At 71.6% G+C, this 21674-nt stretch carries 24 protein-coding genes; 12 read left to right on the top strand and 12 right to left on the bottom strand.

Annotation, left to right across the window (positions count from 1 at the left end; all coding sequences use genetic code 11):
- Window positions 1–32: 32 nt before the first annotated feature.
- On the bottom strand, window positions 33–1256 hold the full coding sequence (locus ACIGDI_RS08940; protein WP_399892691.1) for an FAD-dependent monooxygenase: 1224 nt from the start codon (window positions 1254–1256) through the stop codon (window positions 33–35).
- Between the two features lie 343 nt (window positions 1257–1599).
- Here ACIGDI_RS08940 and ACIGDI_RS08935 point away from each other — a divergent pair, with 343 nt between their 5' ends.
- The 3 genes from ACIGDI_RS08935 to ACIGDI_RS08925 all read left to right on the top strand — a co-directional run bounded on the left by ACIGDI_RS08935 (window position 1600) and on the right by ACIGDI_RS08925 (window position 3374).
- Window positions 1600–1977 carry a tyrosinase cofactor gene (locus ACIGDI_RS08935; protein WP_399892688.1) on the top strand — a complete coding sequence of 126 codons (378 nt, stop codon included), beginning with the start codon at window positions 1600–1602 and terminating at the stop codon, window positions 1975–1977.
- A 34-nt stretch (window positions 1978–2011) separates the two neighbouring features.
- Entirely contained in the window at window positions 2012–2836 is an 825-nt protein-coding gene (locus ACIGDI_RS08930) for a tyrosinase family protein (protein WP_399892684.1), read from the top strand.
- A gap of 85 nt (window positions 2837–2921) precedes the next feature.
- Entirely contained in the window at window positions 2922–3374 is a 453-nt protein-coding gene (locus ACIGDI_RS08925) for an SRPBCC family protein (RefSeq protein ID WP_399892681.1), read from the top strand.
- Between the two features lie 10 nt (window positions 3375–3384).
- Here ACIGDI_RS08925 and ACIGDI_RS08920 read toward each other — a convergent pair whose 3' ends face one another.
- The gene (locus tag ACIGDI_RS08920; RefSeq protein WP_399892678.1) at window positions 3385–4089 is read right to left on the bottom strand and encodes a ribonuclease H; all 705 of its coding nucleotides are present in this window, start codon (window positions 4087–4089) and stop codon (window positions 3385–3387) included.
- A gap of 31 nt (window positions 4090–4120) precedes the next feature.
- Window positions 4121–4921: a VOC family protein gene (locus ACIGDI_RS08915; RefSeq protein ID WP_399892675.1), complete on the bottom strand. Its 801-nt coding sequence runs from the start codon at window positions 4919–4921 to the stop codon at window positions 4121–4123.
- Between the two features lie 152 nt (window positions 4922–5073).
- Between ACIGDI_RS08915 and ACIGDI_RS08910 the strand changes: the two genes are divergently transcribed.
- Together ACIGDI_RS08910 and ACIGDI_RS08905 are read left to right on the top strand one after the other, a co-directional pair.
- Complete coding sequence (locus ACIGDI_RS08910) at window positions 5074–6084, top strand: zinc-binding alcohol dehydrogenase family protein (RefSeq protein ID WP_399893023.1); 1011 nt, start codon at window positions 5074–5076, stop codon at window positions 6082–6084.
- A 110-nt stretch (window positions 6085–6194) separates the two neighbouring features.
- Window positions 6195–7106 carry an SGNH/GDSL hydrolase family protein gene (locus tag ACIGDI_RS08905; protein WP_399892672.1) on the top strand — a complete coding sequence of 304 codons (912 nt, stop codon included), beginning with the start codon at window positions 6195–6197 and terminating at the stop codon, window positions 7104–7106.
- A gap of 42 nt (window positions 7107–7148) precedes the next feature.
- Here the strand turns inward: ACIGDI_RS08905 and ACIGDI_RS08900 are convergent, their stop codons facing one another.
- Both ACIGDI_RS08900 and ACIGDI_RS08895 read right to left on the bottom strand, forming a co-directional pair.
- Window positions 7149–7952: a class I SAM-dependent methyltransferase gene (locus ACIGDI_RS08900; protein WP_399892669.1), complete on the bottom strand. Its 804-nt coding sequence runs from the start codon at window positions 7950–7952 to the stop codon at window positions 7149–7151.
- Window positions 7953–8075: 123 nt separating this feature from the next.
- Window positions 8076–8558, bottom strand: a complete 483-nt coding sequence (locus tag ACIGDI_RS08895) for a VOC family protein (RefSeq protein WP_399892666.1) — start codon at window positions 8556–8558, stop codon at window positions 8076–8078.
- A gap of 121 nt (window positions 8559–8679) precedes the next feature.
- Between ACIGDI_RS08895 and ACIGDI_RS08890 the strand changes: the two genes are divergently transcribed.
- The 3 genes from ACIGDI_RS08890 to ACIGDI_RS08880 all read left to right on the top strand — a co-directional run bounded on the left by ACIGDI_RS08890 (window position 8680) and on the right by ACIGDI_RS08880 (window position 11229).
- A complete protein-coding gene (locus tag ACIGDI_RS08890; protein WP_399892663.1) occupies window positions 8680–9876 on the top strand; it encodes an epoxide hydrolase family protein in 1197 nt (398 codons plus the stop codon).
- Window positions 9877–9986: 110 nt separating this feature from the next.
- Complete coding sequence (locus ACIGDI_RS08885) at window positions 9987–10625, top strand: ClpP family protease (RefSeq protein ID WP_399892659.1); 639 nt, start codon at window positions 9987–9989, stop codon at window positions 10623–10625.
- A gap of 1 nt (window position 10626) precedes the next feature.
- Complete coding sequence (locus ACIGDI_RS08880) at window positions 10627–11229, top strand: ClpP family protease (protein ID WP_399892656.1); 603 nt, start codon at window positions 10627–10629, stop codon at window positions 11227–11229.
- A gap of 22 nt (window positions 11230–11251) precedes the next feature.
- On the opposite strand, the gene ACIGDI_RS08875 is transcribed toward ACIGDI_RS08880, so the two are convergent.
- Window positions 11252–11680, bottom strand: coding sequence for a helix-turn-helix domain-containing protein (locus ACIGDI_RS08875; protein ID WP_399892654.1), 429 nt, complete (start codon window positions 11678–11680; stop codon window positions 11252–11254).
- An 80-nt stretch (window positions 11681–11760) separates the two neighbouring features.
- Between ACIGDI_RS08875 and ACIGDI_RS08870 the strand changes: the two genes are divergently transcribed.
- Window positions 11761–12546: a class I SAM-dependent methyltransferase gene (locus tag ACIGDI_RS08870; protein ID WP_399892650.1), complete on the top strand. Its 786-nt coding sequence runs from the start codon at window positions 11761–11763 to the stop codon at window positions 12544–12546.
- A gap of 107 nt (window positions 12547–12653) precedes the next feature.
- The gene (locus ACIGDI_RS08865; RefSeq protein WP_399892647.1) at window positions 12654–13541 is read left to right on the top strand and encodes an RNA polymerase sigma factor SigF; all 888 of its coding nucleotides are present in this window, start codon (window positions 12654–12656) and stop codon (window positions 13539–13541) included.
- Between the two features lie 48 nt (window positions 13542–13589).
- Here ACIGDI_RS08865 and ACIGDI_RS08860 read toward each other — a convergent pair whose 3' ends face one another.
- Both ACIGDI_RS08860 and ACIGDI_RS08855 read right to left on the bottom strand, forming a co-directional pair.
- Entirely contained in the window at window positions 13590–14045 is a 456-nt protein-coding gene (locus ACIGDI_RS08860; protein ID WP_399892644.1) for an ATP-binding protein, read from the bottom strand.
- A 106-nt stretch (window positions 14046–14151) separates the two neighbouring features.
- The gene (locus tag ACIGDI_RS08855; protein WP_399892641.1) at window positions 14152–15375 is read right to left on the bottom strand and encodes a DUF6777 domain-containing protein; all 1224 of its coding nucleotides are present in this window, start codon (window positions 15373–15375) and stop codon (window positions 14152–14154) included.
- Window positions 15376–15537: 162 nt separating this feature from the next.
- Between ACIGDI_RS08855 and ACIGDI_RS08850 the strand changes: the two genes are divergently transcribed.
- Window positions 15538–16815 (top strand): streptophobe family protein, encoded by a 1278-nt coding sequence (locus ACIGDI_RS08850; protein WP_399892637.1) that lies wholly within the window; start codon window positions 15538–15540, stop codon window positions 16813–16815.
- A gap of 44 nt (window positions 16816–16859) precedes the next feature.
- Window positions 16860–17276 (top strand): nuclear transport factor 2 family protein, encoded by a 417-nt coding sequence (locus ACIGDI_RS08845; protein WP_399892634.1) that lies wholly within the window; start codon window positions 16860–16862, stop codon window positions 17274–17276.
- Here the strand turns inward: ACIGDI_RS08845 and ACIGDI_RS08840 are convergent.
- From ACIGDI_RS08840 to ACIGDI_RS08825, 4 genes are all read right to left on the bottom strand, one after another.
- On the bottom strand, window positions 17251–18243 hold the full coding sequence (locus ACIGDI_RS08840; RefSeq protein WP_399892631.1) for a serine/threonine-protein kinase: 993 nt from the start codon (window positions 18241–18243) through the stop codon (window positions 17251–17253). The genes ACIGDI_RS08845 and ACIGDI_RS08840 overlap by 26 nt on opposite strands.
- On the bottom strand, window positions 18233–18778 hold the full coding sequence (locus tag ACIGDI_RS08835) for a hypothetical protein (protein WP_399892628.1): 546 nt from the start codon (window positions 18776–18778) through the stop codon (window positions 18233–18235). Before ACIGDI_RS08835 ends, ACIGDI_RS08840 begins: the two co-directional genes overlap by 11 nt.
- Window positions 18779–18786: 8 nt before the next feature.
- Complete coding sequence (locus tag ACIGDI_RS08830) at window positions 18787–21126, bottom strand: FHA domain-containing protein (RefSeq protein WP_399892625.1); 2340 nt, start codon at window positions 21124–21126, stop codon at window positions 18787–18789.
- A gap of 79 nt (window positions 21127–21205) precedes the next feature.
- On the bottom strand, window positions 21206–21616 hold the full coding sequence (locus ACIGDI_RS08825) for a hypothetical protein (RefSeq protein WP_200702647.1): 411 nt from the start codon (window positions 21614–21616) through the stop codon (window positions 21206–21208).
- Window positions 21617–21674 lie beyond the last annotated feature (58 nt).

The raw sequence follows: 21674 nt of genomic DNA, 5'->3' as shown, positions 1-21674 counted from the left end.
GAATTGCCATTCACCCAAGAGGCGGGCGGCCGTCAGCCCTGCTTGCGCGAGGCGAGCTCGCGTGCGTGCACGCTGCGGGCGACCTTCGGTCCGAGCCAGCGCTTGAAACGGCGCAGCGCTTCCAGCCGGCCGGCCGCCCGGTCGATCCGGTAGTAGAGCTGCGGCGGGACGTACGGCAGCAGCGGTGAGTGCCGCTGGCCGAGCAGGGCGAACATCTGCTGCGGGGGCAGGTGGATGTAGCGGGGCAGGTTCTCGTACCACCGGGCGCTGTAGCGGGCCGCGCTCTGGATGGACAGCAACTCGGCCCTGCGCTGCCGCTCGTAGCGGGCGAGGGCCTGCGGCAGGGAGGGCTCTTCGCGCAGGGCACCGGCCAACGCGATGGCGTCCTCCAGGGCGAGGGTGGTGCCGGCGCCGATCGAGTAGTGGGTGGTGTGGGCGGCGTCGCCGAGGAGGACGAGGTTGTCGCGGGACCACGTGCGGTTGGTGAGGGTACGGAAGTTCAGCCACTGGGCGCTGCCGTCGGCCGTGGAGCGCCCGATGAGGGGGTGGCCGTCCAGGACGTCGGCGAAGAGCTTCTCCAGCAGGGCCAGCCCGTCGGCCTCGTTCGCGCTGTCGAGGCCGAGGCCGTTCCAGGTTCCGGGGGCGCACTCGACGACGCAGGTGCTGCGTTCGGGGCTGAAGGGGTAGCCGTAGCACCAGATCCAGCCGTGGTCGGTCTCCACGAAGGCGAAGGTGAAGGCGTCGAAGACCTTGGTGGTGCCGAGCCAGATGTAGGGATTGCGGCCCGCCGTGACCTCGGTGCCGAAGTGGTCGGCGTGGCGGGTGCGCAGGGCGCTGTTCACGCCGTCGCCGGCGACGACCAGATCGGCGGCCGGCAGGTTGCCGTCGGTGATCTCGTGCTCGAACTCCAGGCGCACGCCCAGCGAGCGGGCCCGGGCGGCGAGGATCTCCAGCAGCCGGTGGCGGCCGATGCCGAAGCCCTCGTCCCCGCCGTGCCGGGTGGTGAGATCCCCTACGTGGGCGACGCCGGCGTTCCAGCGGACCGAGGCCTGCTCCAGCGCGCGCGCCGACTCGGGGTCGTGCTCGTGGAGCTTGTCGAGCAGGCCCCGCCAGTACGTCACGCCCCAGCCGTAGGTCGATCCTTCCGGATCGCGCTCGTGGACGGTGATGTCGTGGGACGGGTCCTGCCGTTTCAGCAGGATCGACAGATACAGGCCGGCGGGCCCGCCGCCGATGCAGGCGACCTTCACGCACACCCCTAGGAATTACCCAAAGCGGTCATTTGGCAACGCAGGGTAGCAGGAGGCCGTGGCGGCGCCCGGCGTTCGAGATCACGTCAGTTTCCCGAGGTGAGGCGGGCCACTGGCAGCGCCATCGGCCGGGAGAGATCATCCGGAACACGGGTTTCCGGAGAAGGAATTCCCTCTTCCGGGGTCGCCGAGCCCCTTTTCCGGCAAGATCAACTTCGTTCAACCTTGCACGACATGTAGGCAATTGTCCTGATCGCAGCCAACCGGTCTCGACGGATTTCTCCCGCTCTCGACCGGGCCGATAGGCATGCCGGTGTCGTCAATCGAACGAATCACCGGGAGATCCCGTATGCCCGAACTCAGCCGTCGCCGCGCCCTCGGCACCGCCGCCGCCCTCACCGCCGCCGCCGCGGCCCACACGCTCACCGCGCCCGCCGCCTCGGCCGCGCCCGCCGACCACCACCACGACTCCCCCGAACCCTTCGACGAGGTCTACAAGGGCCGCCGGATACAGGGCCGCCCGGCCTCCGGGTCGGAGCACCACCACCACGGCGGCGGCTTCGAAGTGCTCGTCGACCAGGTCCCGTTGCACGTGATGCGCAACGCGGACGGCACCTGGATCAGCGTCGTCAGCCACTACGACCCGGTCCCCACACCCCGCGCCGCCGCACGCGCCGCGGTCGACGAACTGAAGGGCGCCGCCCTGCTGCCCTTCCCCGCCAACTGACCCGTCCCGCACACCACTTCGGAGCAATCACCACATGACCGTCCGCAAGAACCAGGCCGGACTCACCACCGACGAGAAGCGCCGCTTCGTCGCCGCCGTCCTGGAGCTGAAGCGCACCGGCCGCTACGACGCCTTCGTCACGACGCACAACGCCTTCATCCTCGGCGACACCGACAACGGCGAGCGCACCGGCCACCGTTCGCCGTCCTTCCTGCCCTGGCACCGCAGATTCCTGCTGGAGTTCGAAAGAGCGCTGCAGTCGGTGGACGCCTCGGTCGCGCTGCCCTACTGGGACTGGAGCACCGACCGCTCGACACGCTCCTCGCTGTGGGCACCGGACTTCCTCGGCGGGACGGGGCGCAGCCGCGACGGGCAGGTGATGGACGGCCCGTTCGCCGCGTCGGCCGGCAACTGGCCGATCAACGTGCGCGTCGACGCCCGCACCTTCCTGCGCCGCCAACTGGGAGCGAATGTCCGTGAATTGCCGACGCGCGCCGAGGTCGACTCGGTGCTGTCGATGGCGACCTACGACATGGCCCCCTGGAACAGCGCGTCGGACGGCTTCCGCAACCACCTGGAGGGCTGGCGGGGCGTGAACCTCCACAACCGCGTCCATGTGTGGGTCGGGGGCCAGATGGCGACCGGCGTCTCCCCCAACGACCCGGTCTTCTGGCTCCACCACGCCTACATCGACAAGCTGTGGGCCGAGTGGCAGCGGCGCAATCCCCGCTCCGGCTACCTGCCGACCGGCGGAACGCCGGACGTCGTCGACCTGGGCGAGACGATGAAGCCGTGGAACGACGTCCGGCCCGCCGACCTGCTGGACCACACCGCGCACTACACCTTCGACACCGACTGACCGCCACGATCGGGTGGTTGGTCCCGAAGGTCACGGGTACCCGCGACGGACACAACCGGCAACAGAGCGAAGGAGGGGTTCACCCGTGTCGCAGGTCGAGGAATCCATCGAGGTCGGCGTCCCGGTGCGCACCGCTTACAACCAGTGGACGCAGTTCGAGTCGTTCCCCGAGTTCATGAGCGGCGTGGACCGTATCGAACAGCGCACCGACACCCTCACCCACTGGGTGACGAGCGTGAACGGCGTGCACAAGGAGTTCGACGCCGAGATCACGGAACAGATCCCCGACGAGCGGGTCGCCTGGACGACCGTCGGCGGTGAGGCCCGGCAGGCCGGGGTGGTGACCTTCCACCGCCTCGACGACACCCGCACCAAGGTGATGCTGCAGATGGACTTCCACCCGGACGGCATCACCGAGAAGGTCGGCGACAAGCTGGGCGTCGTACAGCGTCAGACCAAGAGTGATCTTGAGCGCTTCAAGAAGTTCATCGAGAACCGCGGTCAGGAGACCGGCGAGTGGCGCGGCACGGTCAACTGACCGCCGGCCCTCAACCGGCCTCCGCCGTACGGCACTCCGGGTGCCCCCAGCCCTGCGCGTTCTTGGCGATGGGCTCCCCCGCGGCATAGGAGCGGCCGCACAGGCAGCGGCCGGGGAACTTCGCCTTGATCGTGCGGGAGGACGAGGCACCACCGTTGCGCGCCGCGCCGGGCTTCCGGCGCGGCGCGCCCGTCTTCGCCTTGGGCGTGTCGGGGGAGGGCGGCGGCTCCGGCGAACCGAGTCCGCTGCCCGCCGCCTCCTGCACGGTCGCCGCCTGGCTGGCCGCGCGGTCGGCGAAGTCGTTGAGCGGGTCGCCGTCGACCTGGTGGGCGGGTACATACCGGAAGTCCACCGAGCGGCCGTCCAGCAGCTCGTCGATGCGCACCACCAGCTCCTGGTTGGCGACCGGCTTGCCGGCCGCCGTCTTCCAGCCGTTGCGCTTCCAGCCGGGCAGCCACGTCGTGACGGCCTTCATCGCGTACTGCGAGTCCATCCGCACCTCGAGCGGCACGGCCGGGTCGGTCGACGCCAGCAGCCGTTCCAGAGCGGTGAGTTCCGCGACGTTGTTGGTGGCTCTGCCGAGCGGCCCGGACTCCCAGCGGGCCGGGATCTCCGACTCGTCGGCGACGACCCAGGCCCAGCCCGCCGGCCCGGGGTTTCCCTTCGAAGCCCCGTCGCACGCGGCCACAACACGTTCACGCATGGGCCCGATCATGCCATGGCCCGGCGGGCAGCTCGCCCACGGTTCAGGAGACGTCCGTGACCTGCGGCATCTCCCCGGCCGTCGTCGTCATGTCGATCACCGAGAAGTTGGCGCCCTGCGGGTCGCTCAGCGCCGCGAACCGCCCGAACGGGCTGTCCATCGGCCCGAACCGCAGCACGCCCCCCAGCTTGGTCGCCCGGGCGACCGCGTCGTCGCAGTCGGCGACGCTGAAGTAGACGTTGATGTACGGCGGCACCTCCGGCGGGAAGTCCTCCGTCATCTTCATGCGGCCGAGGACCGTCTTCCCGTCGATGTCGAACATGCGGAAGTCGATCGCGTCGTCCTGCATCTGCTTCACCGTGTAGGAGAAGACCGAGGTGAAGAAGGCGTCGGACCGCTCGGGCTCGCGGGTGAAGACCTCGGCCCAGCAGTACGCGCCGGGCTGCTGCGGCGACGCCTCGAACCCCTCGTGGACCCCGGCCTGCCACAAGCCGAAGACCACCCCGCTGGGGTCGCGGGCCAGAGCCATCGTCCCGAACTCGCCGACCTTCATCGGCTCCATCAGCACCTCGCCGCCGTTGTCACGGATCTTCCCGGCGGTCGCGGCGGCGTCCTGCGACGCGAAGTACAGGCACCACTGCGAGTAGCCCTCCTGGCCCGGCATCGGCGGTACGACGGCGGCGACCGCCTTTCCGTCCGCGTAGGCCTGGGTGTAGTTGCCGTACTCCGACGACGCGTCGCCGAAGGTCCAGCCCAGGACATCGCCGTAGAAGCTCTTGGCTCCTTCGACGTCACTGAACATCGCATCGGCCCAACAGGGGGTTCCCTCAGGTTGCACGGCCATGACTGCGGCCCTCTCCTGTGTCGGCGGGTGGTCCGTTTCCTCACGCTAGTCACCCCTCCGCCGAAGCGCGCGCCGAACGCCCGCCCGCGTCCCACACTGGTCGGGACAAGGGTTTGGCGCTCGGGACGGGGTGCGAAATGGCTGACGCAACGATGCGCGCATGGTCGGTGGCGGTGCCCGGCCCGGTGGAGGAGGAGGGAGGGCTCCGCCTGGTCGAGAAGCCGGTCCCGGAACCCGGGGACGACGAACTGCTCGTGCACGTGCGCGCGTGCGGGGTGTGCCGCACCGATCTGCACGTGGCCGAGGGCGATCTTCCGGTGCGCCGGCCCGGCGTGACGCCCGGACACGAGGTGGTGGGCGTGGTGGCAGGACGCGGTGCGGGGGCCGAGGGCTTCGAGATCGGTGACCGGGTGGGCGTGGCCTGGCTCCGGCGCACGGACGGCACCTGCGCGTACTGCTCGCGCGGCGACGAGAACCTCTGCCCCGCCTCCCGCTACACCGGCTGGGACGCCGACGGCGGTTACGCGGAGTACACGACCGTACCCGCGGCCTTCGCGCACCGGCTGCCGGCCGCCCTCGCCGACGCGACCGCCGCTCCCCTGCTGTGCGCCGGGATCATCGGCTACCGGGCCCTGCGCCGGGCCGCGCTGCCCCCAGGCGGACGGCTCGGGCTGTACGGCTTCGGGGGCAGCGCCCATCTGTGCGCGCAGGTGGCACTCGCCGAGGGCGCCACCGTGCACGTCCTGACGCGCGGGGCGGCCGCACGACAGCTGGCGCTCGACCTGGGCGCCACCTCCGCGCGCGACGCCTACGACATGCCGCCCGAGCCACTGGACAGCGCGATCCTCTTCGCCCCGGTCGGCGACCTGGTCCCGGTCGCCCTCTGCGCACTGGACCGCGGCGGCACCCTGGCCGTCGCCGGCATCCACCTCAGTGACATCCCGCCCCTGCGCTACGAGACCGAGCTGTTCTACGAGAAGCAGATACGCAGCGTCACCTCCAACACCCGCGGCGACGCACGTGAGTTCCTCACACTCGCCGCCCGGCACGGCGTACGCGCCACCACGCACACCTACCCCCTCTCCCGCGCCGACGAGGCACTGCGGGACCTCAAGGCGGGACGCTTCGACGGAGCGGCGGTCCTGGTCAACGACCTCTCCTGACACGCAGTCCGAACCCGGAACCCGCCAACTGCGTTGTCTCCCTTCCCCCTTGGGCCCGGCTGTGCTTGCCTGGGGAGCCGTTTTCGGTTGCCGGGGCGGGAGTCGCTTTCATGCGCAAACCGTGGATCGTGGGAATGCTGCTGACCAGTGCGCTGCTGCTCGGCGCGTGCGGCGACCCGTCGTCCGGGCCGGAGGCCGCGCCGCCCTCCCCCGCCGTACCGGGGGTCTCCGCCGCGACCACGCACCAGCGGGCGCCGGCGTCGCCCCGCGTCCCGGCCGTCGGGCCCCGGGTGCTGTACCTGGGCGACTCGCTGGCCATGGAGGCCCAGAACGTGCTCGGGCAGCGGCTCCGCCAGGACCTGAACGCCACGTACACCAGCGCCCCGTACTCGGGCACCACGCTCTGCGACTACCTGGAGGGCACCGGCGCGCGCTCACTCGTACCGGACTCGGACAAGGCCGCCGCGCTGGTGCGCGCCCGGCATCCGGACTACGTGGTGCTGCAGTTCTGGGGCAACGCCTGGGGCTACACCTGGTGCATGGACGGCATCACCTACAACGCTTCACCACAGCGGTACTTCAGCCGCTACGGCGCCGACCTGCGCCGGCTGACCGAGCAGATCGCGGCGGCGGGCGGGGCCCGCCGGCCGAGGATCGTGTGGGTGCTGCAGGGCCCGGACCCGATCACCCCCGACCGGGTACGGCGCGTGAACGGCATGTACGAGCGGCAGGCCGCGGCCTCCGGCGACCTCGTCGCCGACGCGGGCCGCACGGTCGCCCCGGCCGGGGACCGCTACACCTGGACCCAGTACCTGCCGTGCACCACGTACGAACACCAGCACCCCGACTACTGCACCCAGCCGGACCGCGACCGCACCGCGCTCCACCTCGACACGGACTACCTGCACTTCTGCCTCGCGCCCACGACGCCCACCCCGAAACCGTGCCCGGTCCGCTCCCCCGGCATCCTGCGGATCTCCCGGGAGATCACCGGAGTGATCCACGGGGCCGCCGGCCGGTGACCTCCCGCACCCACTGCAGCAACAGACCCGAGCCAGCCGTCACTACGCGGCCGGCCGGCGGCCGATGGTGGAGTACGTGAAGTGGCTGCGCACCAGCAGCCGGGGGTCGGCGGCCAGCCGGTCCACCTCGTCGAGCTGCTGCGGGGTCATCCCGGCCGCCAGGAAGTCCTTCCTCGCCTGCGCGATGTTGGCGGCGATCAGCAGCGCGCCCGCCGTGCCGCCCGGCCAGGAGCGGGCGTGCATGACGGTGTCCACGCCGGTCAGCCCCTCCTCGATCATCAGCGCGGGCACCCGGCCCGCCCAGCTCGGGTCGTTGCCGTGCGCGGGCAGGACATGCTCGACCAGCAGCCTGTGGTAGGTGTCGATCAGCTCGGCCGCCTCCGGGCTCGGGGCGGCCAGGACCATCTTGCGGAACGTCGCCTCGAAGTCCTCCACGACCAGCGCGCCCCCGGGCGCGAGCGCGGCGGCGAGGCGCGTGAGGATCGCCCGCCGCCCGGGCAGGTGGAGCAGCACCAGCCGGGCGTGGATGACGTCCCACGGCCCCTCGGGCACCGGTTCGCTCTCCAGGTCGTGGCGCAGCACCTCGTACGGTGGATCCGGCGGCAGATGACGGGTGTTGAGGTCCGTCGCGAGCACCCGGCCGGTGGGCCCCGTCGTGTCGGCGAGCCAGGCCGCGACGCTGCCGCCCCCGGCACCGACCTCCAGGCACCGCCTGCCGGTCAGATCGCCGAGCCCGGACAGCCGCTGGACCGTGAACTCGTCGAGCAGAGTGGCGAGATGGACGTGCCGGCCCACGGCTTCCGGGTCGTCGTTGTCGAAGGCGTACGTCGGCGGGGTCGCGGACACGGGCAGCTCCTGGTGGGCGAGGGGCGGTCAACTCGTCTACGTCGCCGCGAAGTCGACGACGTCCTCCGATGTCATACCCACCCGCCCACGCCCGCCGCGCACACTCTCGCGACCACCCGCCGGCTACTCGCCCTCGTACGCCCTGCGCAGGGCGGCGATGTCGAACTTGCCCATCGCCATGAACGCCTTGGTCGTGCGGGAGGCCTTCTCCTGGTCCGGGTCGCTGATCATGTCGATGAGGGTGTCAGGGACGACCTGCCAGGACAGGCCGTACTTGTCCTTCAGCCATCCGCAGGGGCCGGGCTCGCCGCCGCCCTCGGTGAGCTTGGCCCAGTAGTAGTCGATCTCCTCCTGGTCCTTGCAGAAGATCTGGAAGGACACCGACTCGTTGAACTTGAACTGCGGGCCTCCGTTGAGCGCGACGAACTTCTGGCCGTTGGCCGTGAACTCCACCGCCAGCACGGAGCCGACCGGCCCCGCTCCCCCTTCGACGTTGCGGCCGACGCGGCCGATGCCGGAGTCCTTGAAGATCGACACGTAGTGGTGGGCGGCCTCCTCGGCCTGGCCGTCGAACCAGAGACACGTGGTGAATCCGTCGGTGGTCATGGGCACCTCCTGAGCGTGGAACACGGTCACCTCTGTCGACCGATCCTCCGCGCGGAACTCATCGGTGGGGCGACCGATTAATCCATATGGACCTGTCGCCGTCCCGATCTAGGCTCCGGGCATGACGTCTTCCCCCACGGACCCGGTCCGGCCCTTCCGGCTCGACATCCCGCAGAGCGACCTCGACGACCTGTACGACCGCCTCGACCGGACCCGCTGGCCCGACGAGCTGCCCGGCACCGGCTGGGCCTACGGAGTCCCGGCCGACTACCTGCGCGAACTCCACCACTACTGGCGCCATGTGTACGACTGGCGGGCCGCCGAGGCGCGGCTGAACGAATGGCCGCAGTTCACCACCACCATCGACGGCTCCAACGTCCACTTCGCCCACATTCGCTCCGTCGAGCCCGACGCCACACCGTTGATCATGACGCACGGCTGGCCGGGGTCGATCGTGGAGTTCCTGGACGTGGTCGGGCCGCTGACCGACCCCGCCGCGCACGGCGGCGACCCCGCCGACGCCTTCCACGTGGTCGTGCCGAGCATCCCCGGGTTCGGCCTGTCCGGGCCCCCGGCGGACACCGGCTGGGAGGCCGCCCGGGTCGCGGACGCGTGGGCCGAGCTGATGCGGCGGCTGGGCTACGAGCGGTTCGGCGCTCAGGGCGGCGACTGGGGCGCCGCCATCTCCCGCGAGCTGGGCCGGGCGCACCCCGACCGGGTGATCGGGGTCCATCTCAATCTCCTGCCGGGCGGGCAGCAGGCCACCGAGCCCACCCAGGAGGAGCTGGACGAGCTGGACACCGAGGAGCAGGAGCGGGCGCTGCTGTCGTGGCGCCGGTGGAGCGAGTGGTCGCGCGAGGGCACCGGGTACGCGGTCCTGCAGGCCACCCGGCCGCAGACCGTGGCGTACGCCCTGACCGATTCGCCGGTCGGTCAACTGGCCTGGATCGTCGAGAAGTTCCAGGAGTGGACGGACTCGCAGCGGCTGCCCGAGGAGGCCGTGGACCGGGACCGGCTGCTGACCAACGTGATGCTGTACTGGCTGACGGGCACCGCGGGTTCCGCCGGCCGCATCTACTACGAGCGCGCCCACGCCCCGGCCGGCGCCCGTCCCACAGAGCCCTCCACCGCGCCTACCGCCCTGGCGCTGTTCCCCGCGGAGCCGCAGCTTCCGTTGCGGCACAAGGCGGAGCGCACCGAGAACCTGGTGCGCTGGAAGGAGTTCGACCGGGGCGGCCACTTCGCCGCGATGGAGGAGCCGGACCTGCTGGTGGGGGACGTCCGGGCGTTCTTCCGGCAGCTGCGCGAGAAGGACTGACGGCCGGCTCTGCCGGTGGCGAATCTGCCGCGGGCAGAGAAACCGCATCGGTGTCCGCCCGCGGGCCGAGAGTGGAGTCGACGGCATCACCGCACCGACGGGAGACCTCCATGACTCCACTCGCATCGCTCGCGCCTCGGGCCGAGGAGGGCGACACCGCGCCCTCCCGGTTCGACGACCATCTCGCTGCCCAACTGCTCGGTCAGCGGATCGTGTTCCTCGGCACCCAGGTCGACGAGGTGTCCGCCAACCGGGTCTGCGCGCAGCTGCTGCTGCTGTCCGCCGAGGACCCGCGCACCGACATCAGCCTGTGCATCAACAGCCCGGGCGGCTCGGTGTACGCGGGCCTGGCCATCTACGACACGATGCGGCTGATCCCGAACGACGTCTCGACGCTCGCCATGGGCTTCGCGGCCAGCATGGGCCAGTTCCTGCTGTGCGGTGGCGCGCCCGGCAAGCGGTACGCCCTGCCGAACGCCCGGATCATGATGCACCAGGGGTCGGCGGGCATCGGCGGCACCACCGCCGACATCGAGATCCAGGCGGAGAACCTGGAGCACAGCAAGCGGACCATGGAGCGGCTGATCGCGCAGAACACGGGCCAGAGCCCGGAGACCATCGCCCGGGACGGCGACCGCGACCGCTGGTTCACGGCCGAGGAGGCCAGGGATTACGGCATGGTGGACCAGGTCGTGGAGTCGCTCGCCGACGTCCGCCCGGCCGCCTCGAAGCGACGGATGGGGCTGTGACATGGGCAACTACACGATTCCGTATGTCGTCGAGCGCACCGCGCACGGCGAGCGGTCCTCCGATGTGTTCAGCCGGCTGCTGTCCGAGCGGATCATCTTCCTCGGCACCGAGATCGACGACGGGGTGGCGAACGTCGTCATCGCTCAACTCCTCCATCTGGAGTCGGCGGCCCCGGAGAGCGAGATCGCGATCTACCTCAACTCCCCGGGCGGCTCGTTCACTTCGCTGATGGCGATCTACGACACGATGACCTTCGTGCAGGCGCCGATCTCGACGTTCTGCGTCGGGCAGGCGGCGTCCACCGCGGCCGTGCTGCTGGCCGGCGGGGATCCCGGGCGGCGGTTCGTGCTGGAACACGCGCGGGTGCTGCTCGGGCAGCCCGCGAGCGGAGGCAGCCGGGGTGCGATCTCGGACCTGACGCTCCAGGCCAAGGAGATGGTCCGCATCCGCTCCCAGGTCGAGGAGGTGCTGGCCCGCCACACCCATCACGACGTGGCCACCCTGCGTGCGGACATGGACCGCGACAAGGTGTTCACCGCCGGGGAGGCGGTGGCCTACGGGCTGGCCGACGAGGTGCTGAGCCGGCGTCTCGTCGCGGTCTGAGGCGCCGGCCCGTCCCGTCTCGTCAGGCTGCCAGGCACAGTCCGTCGTGGCGCGGGCCGGAAGTGCCCCGGCCCCGGGCGGCGTGCCGGCTCGTGACCCGGGTCAGCTCGCCGTGGGCCAGTGACAGCAGGTCGCCGAGGCCCAGTCCCAGGGCCTGGGCGGCGGCCGCGAGGACCTCCGACGAGGCCTCCTTGCGGCCGCGCTCCACCTCGGAGAGGTAGGGCATGGAGATCCGGGCCGCGTCGGCCACGTCCTTCAGGGTGCGCTCCTGGGCGAGGCGTTCGCGCCGCAGTACGTCACCGACGAGGTCACGCCAGAGGGGTTCCCTCGGTGCGGGGGCGGCGGGGGCCGCCGGAGCCTGTGGCGCCCGGCTCGGCGGGGCGGCCGGAGCGCCGGCCTGCGGGCGGCGCAGAGGAATGACGCGGGCTTCGTTCGGCGCTTGGCTGCTCACCCCCTCAGATTAAATTCCCTCGCCGTGAAGGGAAGGGATCGGCATTCTGCCCTGGGTGAATCACCGAGGCGGAGGATGCCGTGGCAGCGTTGCGGGAGACGTTCAACCAGGACGCCGAGTTGTACGACCGGGCGCGGCCCCGATATCCCCCGGCGCTGGTCGCCGAGTTGGCGCGGGTCGCGGCGCTCGGTCCGGACAGCAGGGTTCTGGAGATCGGCCCGGGCACGGGTCAGCTGACGCTGCCTGTGGCGGAGTCGGGATGCCGTGTCACGGCGGTGGAACTGGGTGACGCGATGGCGGCCGTGGCCCGGCGGCGGCTGCGGGACCACCCGCGCGTCGAGGTCCGGGTGGCGGAGTTCGAGAGCTGGCCGCTGCCCGAGGAACCGTTCGACCTGGTGATGTGCGCCACCGCGTTCCACTGGATCGATCCCGAGGTGCGGATGGTCAAGGCGGCCCGGGCGCTGCGTCCGGGCGGACGGCTGGCCCTGGTCCTCACGGAACATGTGGCCGGCGGAACGGAGGAGTTCTTCGCCCGGGTCCAGGACTGCTACGAGCGATGGGATCCGGCCACCCCGCCCGGCCTGCGTCCGCGGCCGGCGTCGGAGATCCCCGCCGGTACCGCCGAGCCGGCCGGCTCCCCGTACTTCGAGCAGGTGACGGCGGCCCGCTTCACGCAGGACATCACCTACAGCACCGACCAGTACATCGACGTACTGCTCACCTACTCCAATCACCGCGCCCTCGACGAGCGCGCCCGCCGGGGTCTGCTGGCATGTATCCGGAATCTCGTCGACAATGGGTTCGGAGGTAGTGTGACCAAGCGCTACCTGCACGAACTGGTCATCGCCACCCGTGTCGCCGGATGATTTCGCGCCGCATCGGAAAGCGGTGGGAATGGGCTGCCCGAACGGGGGTACCCGCATGGCGAGGACCCGAGCGGACAGACGTCGGATCGTGACTCGTGGGAGAGGAAATGAATACCGCCGTGAATCGGTCGAAGACCGCGATCGCCCGGACGACCGCTGGGACCGGCACGGAGATCGGTGTGCTGCCGGGCATAGAGGAGCCGCGTTCGGTGGCGCCTCGTGACGCACGGGAGCTTTCCCGCCAGTTCTTCCAGCGCCTGGCCGAGCTGGAGGAGGGCACGCACGAGTACCAGTACGCGCGCAACACCCTCATCGAGATGAACATGTCGCTGGTGCGGTTCGCCGCCGGGCGCTTCCGGGGTCGCGGGGACGAGATGGAGGACCTCGTCCAGACGGGCATGATCGGCCTCATCAAGGCGATCGACCGGTTCGAGCTGTCCCGCGAGGTGGAGTTCACGTCGTTCGCGTTGCCGTACATCGTCGGCGAGATCAAGCGGTTCTTCCGGGACACCACCTGGGCGGTGCACGTGCCGCGGCGGCTGCAGGAGCTGCGGGTGGAGCTGGCCAAGGCGCGCGAGGAGCTCGGCAGCCGGCTCGACCGTGAGCCGACGGTCGCGGAGCTCGCCACGCTGATGAACATCTCCCAGAGCGAGGTCGTCGAGGCGCAGATCGCGGCGAACGGGTACAACTCGTCGTCGCTGGACGCAGCGCTCACCGGTGACGGGCCGGAGGGCGGCGAGGCGGTCCTGGCGGATTTCCTCGGGGTGGAGGAGGACGGACTGCGGCTCGTCGAGGACTTCCAGTCGCTGGCCCCGCTGATGGCGGAGCTCGGTGAGCGCGACCGGCAGATCCTGCACATGCGGTTCGTGGAGGAGGCCACCCAGGCGGAGATCGGTGAGCGGCTCGGCTGCTCCCAGATGCACGTCTCCCGCCTGATCAAGCGGATCATCGCGCGACTGCGCGAGGGGATGCTGGGCGAGCTCGGCTGCGCCTGAGGATTCGGCACACAACACCAGGGCGACCGCCGCGGATCAGCGCGGCGGTCACTTTCCGTCCAGCGACACCACCGCACTGACGCGCTTGCCGACGGGCACTCTCTCGACGAAGAACCGGGAAGCCAGCGCGTGGACTATCTCCAGGCCGTGCCGGCCGACCCGCTCGGGGTCACGCGGGAAGCGGCGCGGCAGGGCGCCGCTGCTGTCGTAGACGCACACGGTCACGGCGGCGTCCGTGCCCTCGAGCTCCAGGATGTACGGGCCGTTGCTGTGGCGGTCGGCGTTGGTGACCAGTTCGCTCACCACCAGCAGCACCTCGTTCTCGGACCGCTCGTCGATCGTGGCGCACCATTCGGTGCGCAGGCTGCGGACGAAGTGTGCGGCGAAGGACCGTGCCTCGGCGATGCAGCCCGGTTCGCCGGTGTAGTGGGCAGCACGCCTCAGTGGTTCCACCGGCACGTCGAAACCCGCTGGTATCACTGCCCCGCCCACCTGGTCGTTCATGCGTTTCTCTCTCGGAAGCCGGACTGGCCGGACGCTGTTGCCCCAGTGCTGATACCCCGAGCCGGGCCGTACAGTCCCCTGTTGCGGGTGATGTGTCCCTCTCGGCTCACGCGGACGGCGTCGTGGCGGAGGAGACGGGTGCGCTCACCGTGGTGCTGTCCGAGGCGAGCGGCGGCTGCGGCGGGGAGCTTCCGGGCGAGCTCTCCGGTTTCGCGGGCGGCGCGCTGGAGCTCGAGGGCGGTGTGGGGCCGGACGACGACGAGGACGGTGGGGACGGCGGGGTCGACGTCGACGGGCACAGGCTCGGCTTCGTGGTGCCCACGCCCGGCGCCGGCGAGGAGACGCACGGGGACGGGGAGCTGGACGACGACGGTGCCGTGGGTGTCGTCACGCTCACGGACGGGGAGGGCCGCGCCGGCGGCTTGGCCGGGTGGTCCTTGTGGCCGGTGTCGCCGCGGTGCCGGCCGATCCACTGGTCGTGATCGGGATCGTAGATCACGAAGACGTTGATGATCTGCGGGGCGGGCGTGACCACCACGACGTTCGAGGAGCGGTACGACGGCCAGGAGTCGCCGGTCGGCGTGGGCGTGGTCTGCTGGGCGACGGGCGGGGTCAGCGGGTTGCCGCAGGCGCAGCGCGTGCGGGGCACGCCGTGGCCGTCGACGAGGACGGCGGTGCCGGCCTGCAGGACGGCCTGGTAGCCGGTGGCGGTGCCGTCGTGGTAGCCGTGGTTGGTGACCCGGGTGTCCATGCGCAGCTGCACGGGGGTGAGGGCGCTCAGGTAGGCCGGGACCTGGGAGGGCTGGATGCCCTCGACGGAGGCGAAGGCCCGGTTCTTGGCCGGGACCGACTGCAGGTACCTGATCTGCTTCTCCACGTCGCAGCTGGAGACGTTGCGGGTGCCGCCGTACAGTCCGGCGGCCCCGCCGTCGACGCCGCGCACGGCGTTCGCGGGAGTCGATTCAGGGGTGGTCGGCGAGGCGGAGACCGTGGCGGTGGAGTTGTCGTTCGCCGTGGAGGGGGTGAAGGGGTCGGGGCCGGTCTTGCCCGCCGCCTGCAGGAAGACCTCGCCGCTCTTGCCCGAGGCGCCACCGCCGTTGGACTGCGTGAGGACGACGGCCAGGACGACGGCGGCGACGACCGCGGTGGTCAGGACCGCGACCCGGGGCGCGGACTTCCACCAGGGGCGGCGGGGCTGCGGCGCGGGTGTGCCGCCGCCGCTGCCGGGCGGCGGCTGGGAGGGCGGCCCCGAGGGCGGCTGGGAGGGGCCCGAGAGCGGGCCGGAGGGGGGTCCTGTGGGGCGGCCGGACGACGGCGGTTCGACGCTCACGAGCTCTTCTTCCCGACGTGGTTCATCTGCGGCTCGCCCCGAGTTCCGCCGCTTTCCTGCCTTTCTTACTTATTGTGTGCTCCGGTTGCGTGCCCGCCGCAAGCCGACGCGGACGGACCTCCCGGCGGGCGGGGCGGGTCGCGGCTGCTTAGCGTGGCAAGGGTGAGCCCGCGAACCCCTTCCGCCCCGGCCGCGGCCCGGCACGGCTGGGTGCAGGCCCTCGTCGCGGTGCTGGCCGCGCTGATCGCCATGGGGGTGGTCGCCGCGCTGGGGCTGTGGGCGGCCGGGGCGACGGACCTGCCGGAGGGGGCGTTCCCCCGGGTCGTCGCGGCGACCGTGGTCACCGCGGTGGGCGGCACCGTCGAACTGTCGGGCGACGCCGGTGCGCTGGCCGGTGCCGACGCCGGGCTGACCGTGATCCCGCTGTCCGTCACCCTGGTCGGCGCTCTCGTGCTCGCCGCCGGTTTCCTGCGCCCGCTGCGGCACCGGGCGGTGGCGGGCGCGCCGGAACTCGCCGGCTGGGCCGCCCGCATCGCCGTGCTCTGGCTGCTCGCGCTGCTCGGCCTGGCCCTCGGCGCCCGCCACACCTTCACCCTGTCCCTCGGCAAGAACGCCATCAGCGACATCGGCGACCTGTTCGGCGTCTCGCCGAAGGTCGGGTTCACGACCGACGTTCCGCTGACGGTGCTGTTCGGGCTGCTGTGGCTGGCCGGCGTGCTGGTGCTGGCCCTGCTGGTCTCGCGCGGGGCTCCGCTGCCGGGACGGCTGCTGCGTTTCCAGGAGTCGGTGCGCCCGGCCGCGTACGCGATGGTCGCGCTGCTCCTGGCGTACGTCGCTCTGGGCGTCGTCGTCGGTCTGGTCGTGGCGGTCACGCGCGGGCATCGGGCCGAGACTCTCGCCGTGATTCTGCTGGGCATGCCGAACCTGGCCTGGCTGGCCCTGACCCTCGGCCTCGGCGTGACCTGGAACGGCCGGGTGCAGGGCCCGTTCGGGCTGCCGATGCCCCATGTGCTCGACGAGGTGCTGCGCACCAAGCAGGTGTCGACCCTCAACCTGGGCACGCTCGCCGACCACGACGGGCGCGTCTGGTGGCTCCTGGTGGTCGACGCGGTGCTGCTGGTCGCTGCCGCGTTCGTGCTGGCGGCCCGCTCTCCGGCCCGGATGCGGGCCTGGCAGCACGCCCTGCACATGGCGGTCGCCCTGGCGCTGACCGTGCTCATGATCTGCCTGGTCGGCCGGATCTCCGCGCACTTCGGCCTGTCGGTGCTCGGCATCGGCGACCTGGGCGGAGGGCTGGCCGGGAATGTGTTCCTGCGGCCCGAGGTGTGGTCCGCGCTGGGCCTCGCCCTGCTGTGGGGACTGGTGACCGGGTTCCTCGGCGCGCTGCTGGCGAGACCGGTGCGGCGCCGTGGACCGGAAGAAAAGAGGTGGGAAGGATGACGTCGTCCGTGGAAGTGTGCGCCGAGTCGAGGGAGGGGCACGACATGGCGTTGGCACTCGAGGACCGGCTGGCCGTCACGGAGCTGATCGCGTTGCACGGCCATCTGGTCGACGAGGGGGAACTGGACCGCACGGACGAGGTGTTCACCCCGGACGTGGTCTACGACCTGTCCGACTTCGGCCAGGGCGAGGTCGTCGGCCTGGCGGCCCTGACCCGGGCGGCGCTGACGCTGGGCGCGGCGAACCCCGTGGCGCACCACGTGACCAACGTGGTGGTCGAGGAGGTGGCCGAGGGCCGGGTCCGGGTCCGTTCGAAGGGGCTGGGCATCATGGCGGACGGCTCGTGCGGCTCGGTGACGTACGAGGACGTGGTGGTGCGGACGGCGGACGGCTGGCGCATCGGCCGACGCAGGGTGGTGGCGCGGCGGGTGCCGCTCAACGGGCTGGGCCAGGGGTCCTGAAGACCGGTTCGGCCCAGCGTGGCGGTGGTTGGGGGCGCTCCTCCCCCGCCGCCCCCGCCACCACGGTCGGCGGATGGCCGGTGTCCTCGCGGCCCGCCGCGGCCGCGCGCAGCGCGGCGACGAAGGCCAGGCAGGAGTCGTGGCGGTCGTCGGGGCTCTTGGCCAGGGCCCGGTCGAAGACCGTGTCGACGGCGGCCGGCAGGTCGGGGCGGAACTCGGTCAGCGGTGGCGGCTGGTCGTACTGGTGGGCCCAGAGCAGCGCCATGTCGTCGTCGCGGCGGAAGGGCGGGCGTGCGGCCAGGGTCTCGAAGACGACGCAGGCGAGTCCGTAGACGTCGCAGCGGCCGTCGACGGGGCGGCCGGAGATCTGCTCGGGGGCCACGTAGTCGAGGGTGCCGACGAACTGTCCGACGCTGGTGAATCCGGTCAGGGACAGGGACTTCTTGGTCAGGCCGAAGTCCGTCAGGTAGGTGTGCTCGGGGTGGTCGCTGTCGGTGCCGCGGGCGACCAGGATGTTGCCCGGTTTGACGTCCCGGTGCACCAGCCCGTGTTCGTGGGCCGCGTCCAGCGCGGAGGCGACCTGCGCGGCGATGCGCAGGGTGGTCGAGGGCGCGAGCGGGCCCCGGCGGTCGAGGAGGTGGCGCAGGTCGCTGCCGTCGACGTAGCGCATGGCGATGTACAGGACGCCGTCCGTCTCGCCCGCCTCGTAGACGGGCACGATGTGGGGGTGGTCGATCGCGGCGGCCGCCCGGGACTCGTGGGTGAAGCGGAGGCGGAAGGTGTCGTTGCGGGCGAGTTCCGGGGCGAGCAGCTTGAGGGCGACGGTGCGTTCCAGGCGCAGGTCGAGGGCGCGGTAGACGACGGCCATGCCGCCACGGCCGATCTCGCGCTCGATGCGGTACGCGGCCACTTGGCGGCCCACCAGTTCGGAGGGCCGGCCGGAGAACAGACTCGTGTCACGGGCCATCGGGCGTCACGACCTGGGTGGGCGCGTGTCCGGGGTCGGCGGCGGCGGAGCGGGGCCCGTCGTCGGTCGAGTAGGTGCTCAGGCGTGCTCCGTCGCCGTATACCCAGCGGCCCTGTTCGGTGTCGTAGAGCCAGACGGACTCGCCGTCGACGACGACCCCGATGCGCAGTCCTCGGGTACGGCCCCGGAAGGACTCCCCGTCGAGGCCGCCGCCGGCGAGGTCCTCGACGGCGGCGCGGTAGCGGGCAAGGCTCTGTTCCGCGCGGGCGAGCAGGGGGCGCGGGTCGGGGGTGCGGGCCTGGGGGCCGCCGGTGGCGGGCGGGTCCTGGGGTACGGCGACCAGGAGGCGGCCGTCGACCCAGGCCGACCAGCCGTTGGCGCACAGTACGTGGGCCCAGTCGCCGCGCCGCTCCACGAGCTGGACGGGCAGCAGCGGGTCGAGCGCGACGGTGGGCCGGGCCGGGTCCGGGGCCTCCCAGGCGGGCATGCCCTGCTGGGGGACGACGTGGGTGGGCCGGAAACCGGGGGTGGTCATCGCGGCTCCTACTTCCGCATGACGGCCGGTTCGTGCCGGCGCAGCAGCCGGGAGACCACGAATCCGAAGAGCGCCGAGAGCACGACGAGCATGGCGATGTTCAGCAGCCATGCCCCGGCCGAGTGCCGGAACAGCGGGTCGGAGGTCAGGTCGCCGGGCACGATCCGGGCCAGTCCGACGGTGCCGGCCATCGCGCCGAGTGCCCACCGGGAGGGCACCAGCCAGGAGAGCTGTTCGAGGACGGCCACGCCGTGGAGCTGCAACAGGGCGCCGCAGAAGACGACCTGGACGATGGCGAGCAGCACGAGCAGCGGCATCGTCACCTCCTCCTTGCGCACCATCGCGGAGACGACCAGGCCGAGCATCATGGCGGTGAACGCCAACAGGGCGACGGCGACGGTGATTTCCACCAGGGGTGGCATCAACACGCCCTTGCCGCCGGGCGCGTTCAGGTCGACACCGAGGAGCGCGACCAGGGTGAGCACCACGGCCTGCAGCACGGTGACCGTGCCCAGCACGACGACCTTCGACATCAGGTACGCCGATCTGGACAGGCCGACGGCCCGTTCACGTTGGTAGATGCCGCGTTCCTTGACGAGTTCGCGCACCGCGTTCGCCGCGCCGGTCAGGACGCCGCCGACGCACAGGATGAGCAGGGCGTTCATCGCCGTCTCCCGGGTGAGTGCGCTGCCGGCCAGGGCGCGGGCCATGGCGCCCATCACGAAGGGCAGGGCGATCATGATGGCGAGGAAGGTGCGGTCGGCGCTCAGCGCGGTCGCGTAGCGGCGGACCAGGGTGCCCAGCTGGGCGCCGCGGCTGCGCGGCCGGGCGGGCGGGGTGATCACCACCGGGCCGGAGCGTGGCACGCGGGGCTGCGCGGTGGCCTCGGTGACATAATGCCGGTGGAACGGGGAGAGGTGGAAGTCGCCGCCCCAGTCGCGGTCGCGGTCCTGTTCGAAGGCCTCGAAGGCCTCCGGCCACTGTTCGAAGCCGAAGTAGGCGAGGGCGTCCTCGGGCGGGCCGTAGTAGGCGACTCTGCCGCCGGGTGCGAGGACCAGGAGCCGGTCGCACACGTCGAGGCTGAGCACGCTGTGGGTGACGACGATGACCGTGCGGCCGTCGTCGGCGAGGCCGCGCAGCATGTGCATCACCGAGCGGTCCATGCCGGGGTCGAGGCCGGAGGTGGGCTCGTCGAGGAAGAGCAGGGACGGCTTGGTCAGCAGTTCCAGGGCCACGCTGACCCGCTTGCGCTGGCCGCCCGAGAGGCTGTGCACGGGCTGGTCGGCACGCTGTTCCAGACCGAGTTCCCGGATCACCTCCTCGACCCGGTCCCGGCGTTCGGCCTTCGCGGTGTCCTGCGGGAAACGCAGTTCGGCGGCGTAGGACAGGGCGCTGCGGACGGTGAGCTGGGCGTGCAGGATGTCGTCCTGCGGGACCAGGCCGATGCGCTGGCGCAGCTCGGCGTAGTCGCGGTAGAGGTCGCGGCCGTCGTAGAGGACGGTGCCGTGGTCGGCGGGGCGCTGACCGGTGAGGGCGTTGAGGAGCGTGGACTTGCCCGCGCCGCTCGGACCGACGACCGCGAGCAGGCACTTCTCCCCCACGGGGAACGACACGTGGTCCAGCAGCGTCTTGCGGCCGTGGTCGACGGCGACCGCGAGGTCCTGCACGTCGAGGGAGACCTCGCCGCTGTCGACGTACTCCTGCAGTTCGTCGCCGACGAGGCAGAACACCGAGTGGCCGATGCCGACGATGTCACCGGGGCCGACGGGCGCGGCGGTGACGGGGGCGCCGTTGAGGTAGGTGCCGTTGTGGCTGCCGAGGTCGGCGATCTCGTAGGTGCCGTCGGGCAGTGCGCGCAGTTCGGCGTGGTGGCGCGAGACGACAAGGTCGTCGATGACCAGGTCGTTGTCGGCGGCGCGGCCGATGCGGACGGTGCGCGCCGGTAGGGGACGCACGCTGGTGGGCTGCCGGAAGGTCCCGGTCAGGCCGGGCATCGAGACGGCCGAGGGGCGCTCGCGGACCGGCGAGGGACAGGCGAGCAGGACCAGGCGCGGGCCGTCGGAGGGGCTGCCGAACCGGATCTCGCTCCCCGGGCCCACACCCCACGCGTGGACGCGGCGGCCGTCGGCGAAGGTGCCGTTGGTGCTGTTCTCGTCCTCGATGGTCCAGTGGTCGGCCTCGGGTCGCAGGACCGCGTGGTGCCAGGAGACCCGGGCGTCGTCGATGACGATGTCGCTGAGCGGGTCGCGTCCGACGTGGTAGTCGTGGCTCGGACTCATCACCGTGGAGCCCGACTCGGTCTCCAGGACCAGTTCGGGCGCGCCCGGCATGAACGACCGTTCCGCCATGCGGATGATTCTACCGATTTGTACATGTACGCGCCCGATGTGCCGGGCGCGGTGGAGCCGGCGGATGCGGCGGACGGCTTCAGCCGACCGGCATCACCAGCGCCGGAATGATCCGCTGCATGCGCAGCGCGTCAACGGACTCGGCCAGCAGTTCGTACTCCGTGGTCTCGTCGCAGATGGCCACCCGCACCAGCCGGCCGGCCGCCAACTCGTTCGCGACCAGATCCTGTTGGCCGAGATCGGCACACCACCAGCGCAGCGCCGCCGGCACGTCGGGCACGGTGTCGGCGACGGGGACGAGCGAGCTCGGCGGGAAGTGCTCGGCCTCCGGCTGCGGGTCGAGCCGGTCGGCGATCCAGTTGGCGCGGTCGCGCAGCCACCACAGGGCGAGGGCGAGGGTGGGGGCACGGTAGGTGCCCAGGGGGACGCCGATGCGCTGCCCGGCGCAGACGCCGTAGGCGGTGACGTGGCATAAGAACTCGTCATGCATGGTCAATCCCCCGCTGCTCGTTCGCCTCTCGGCCTTGCCTCGCTTTCCGTGCGGCTCA

Source organism: Streptomyces sp. NPDC085900 (assembly GCF_044540925.1).
GTDB lineage: Bacteria > Actinomycetota > Actinomycetes > Streptomycetales > Streptomycetaceae > Streptomyces > Streptomyces gilvifuscus.
This window is presented reverse-complemented; position numbering and strand designations above follow the sequence as displayed.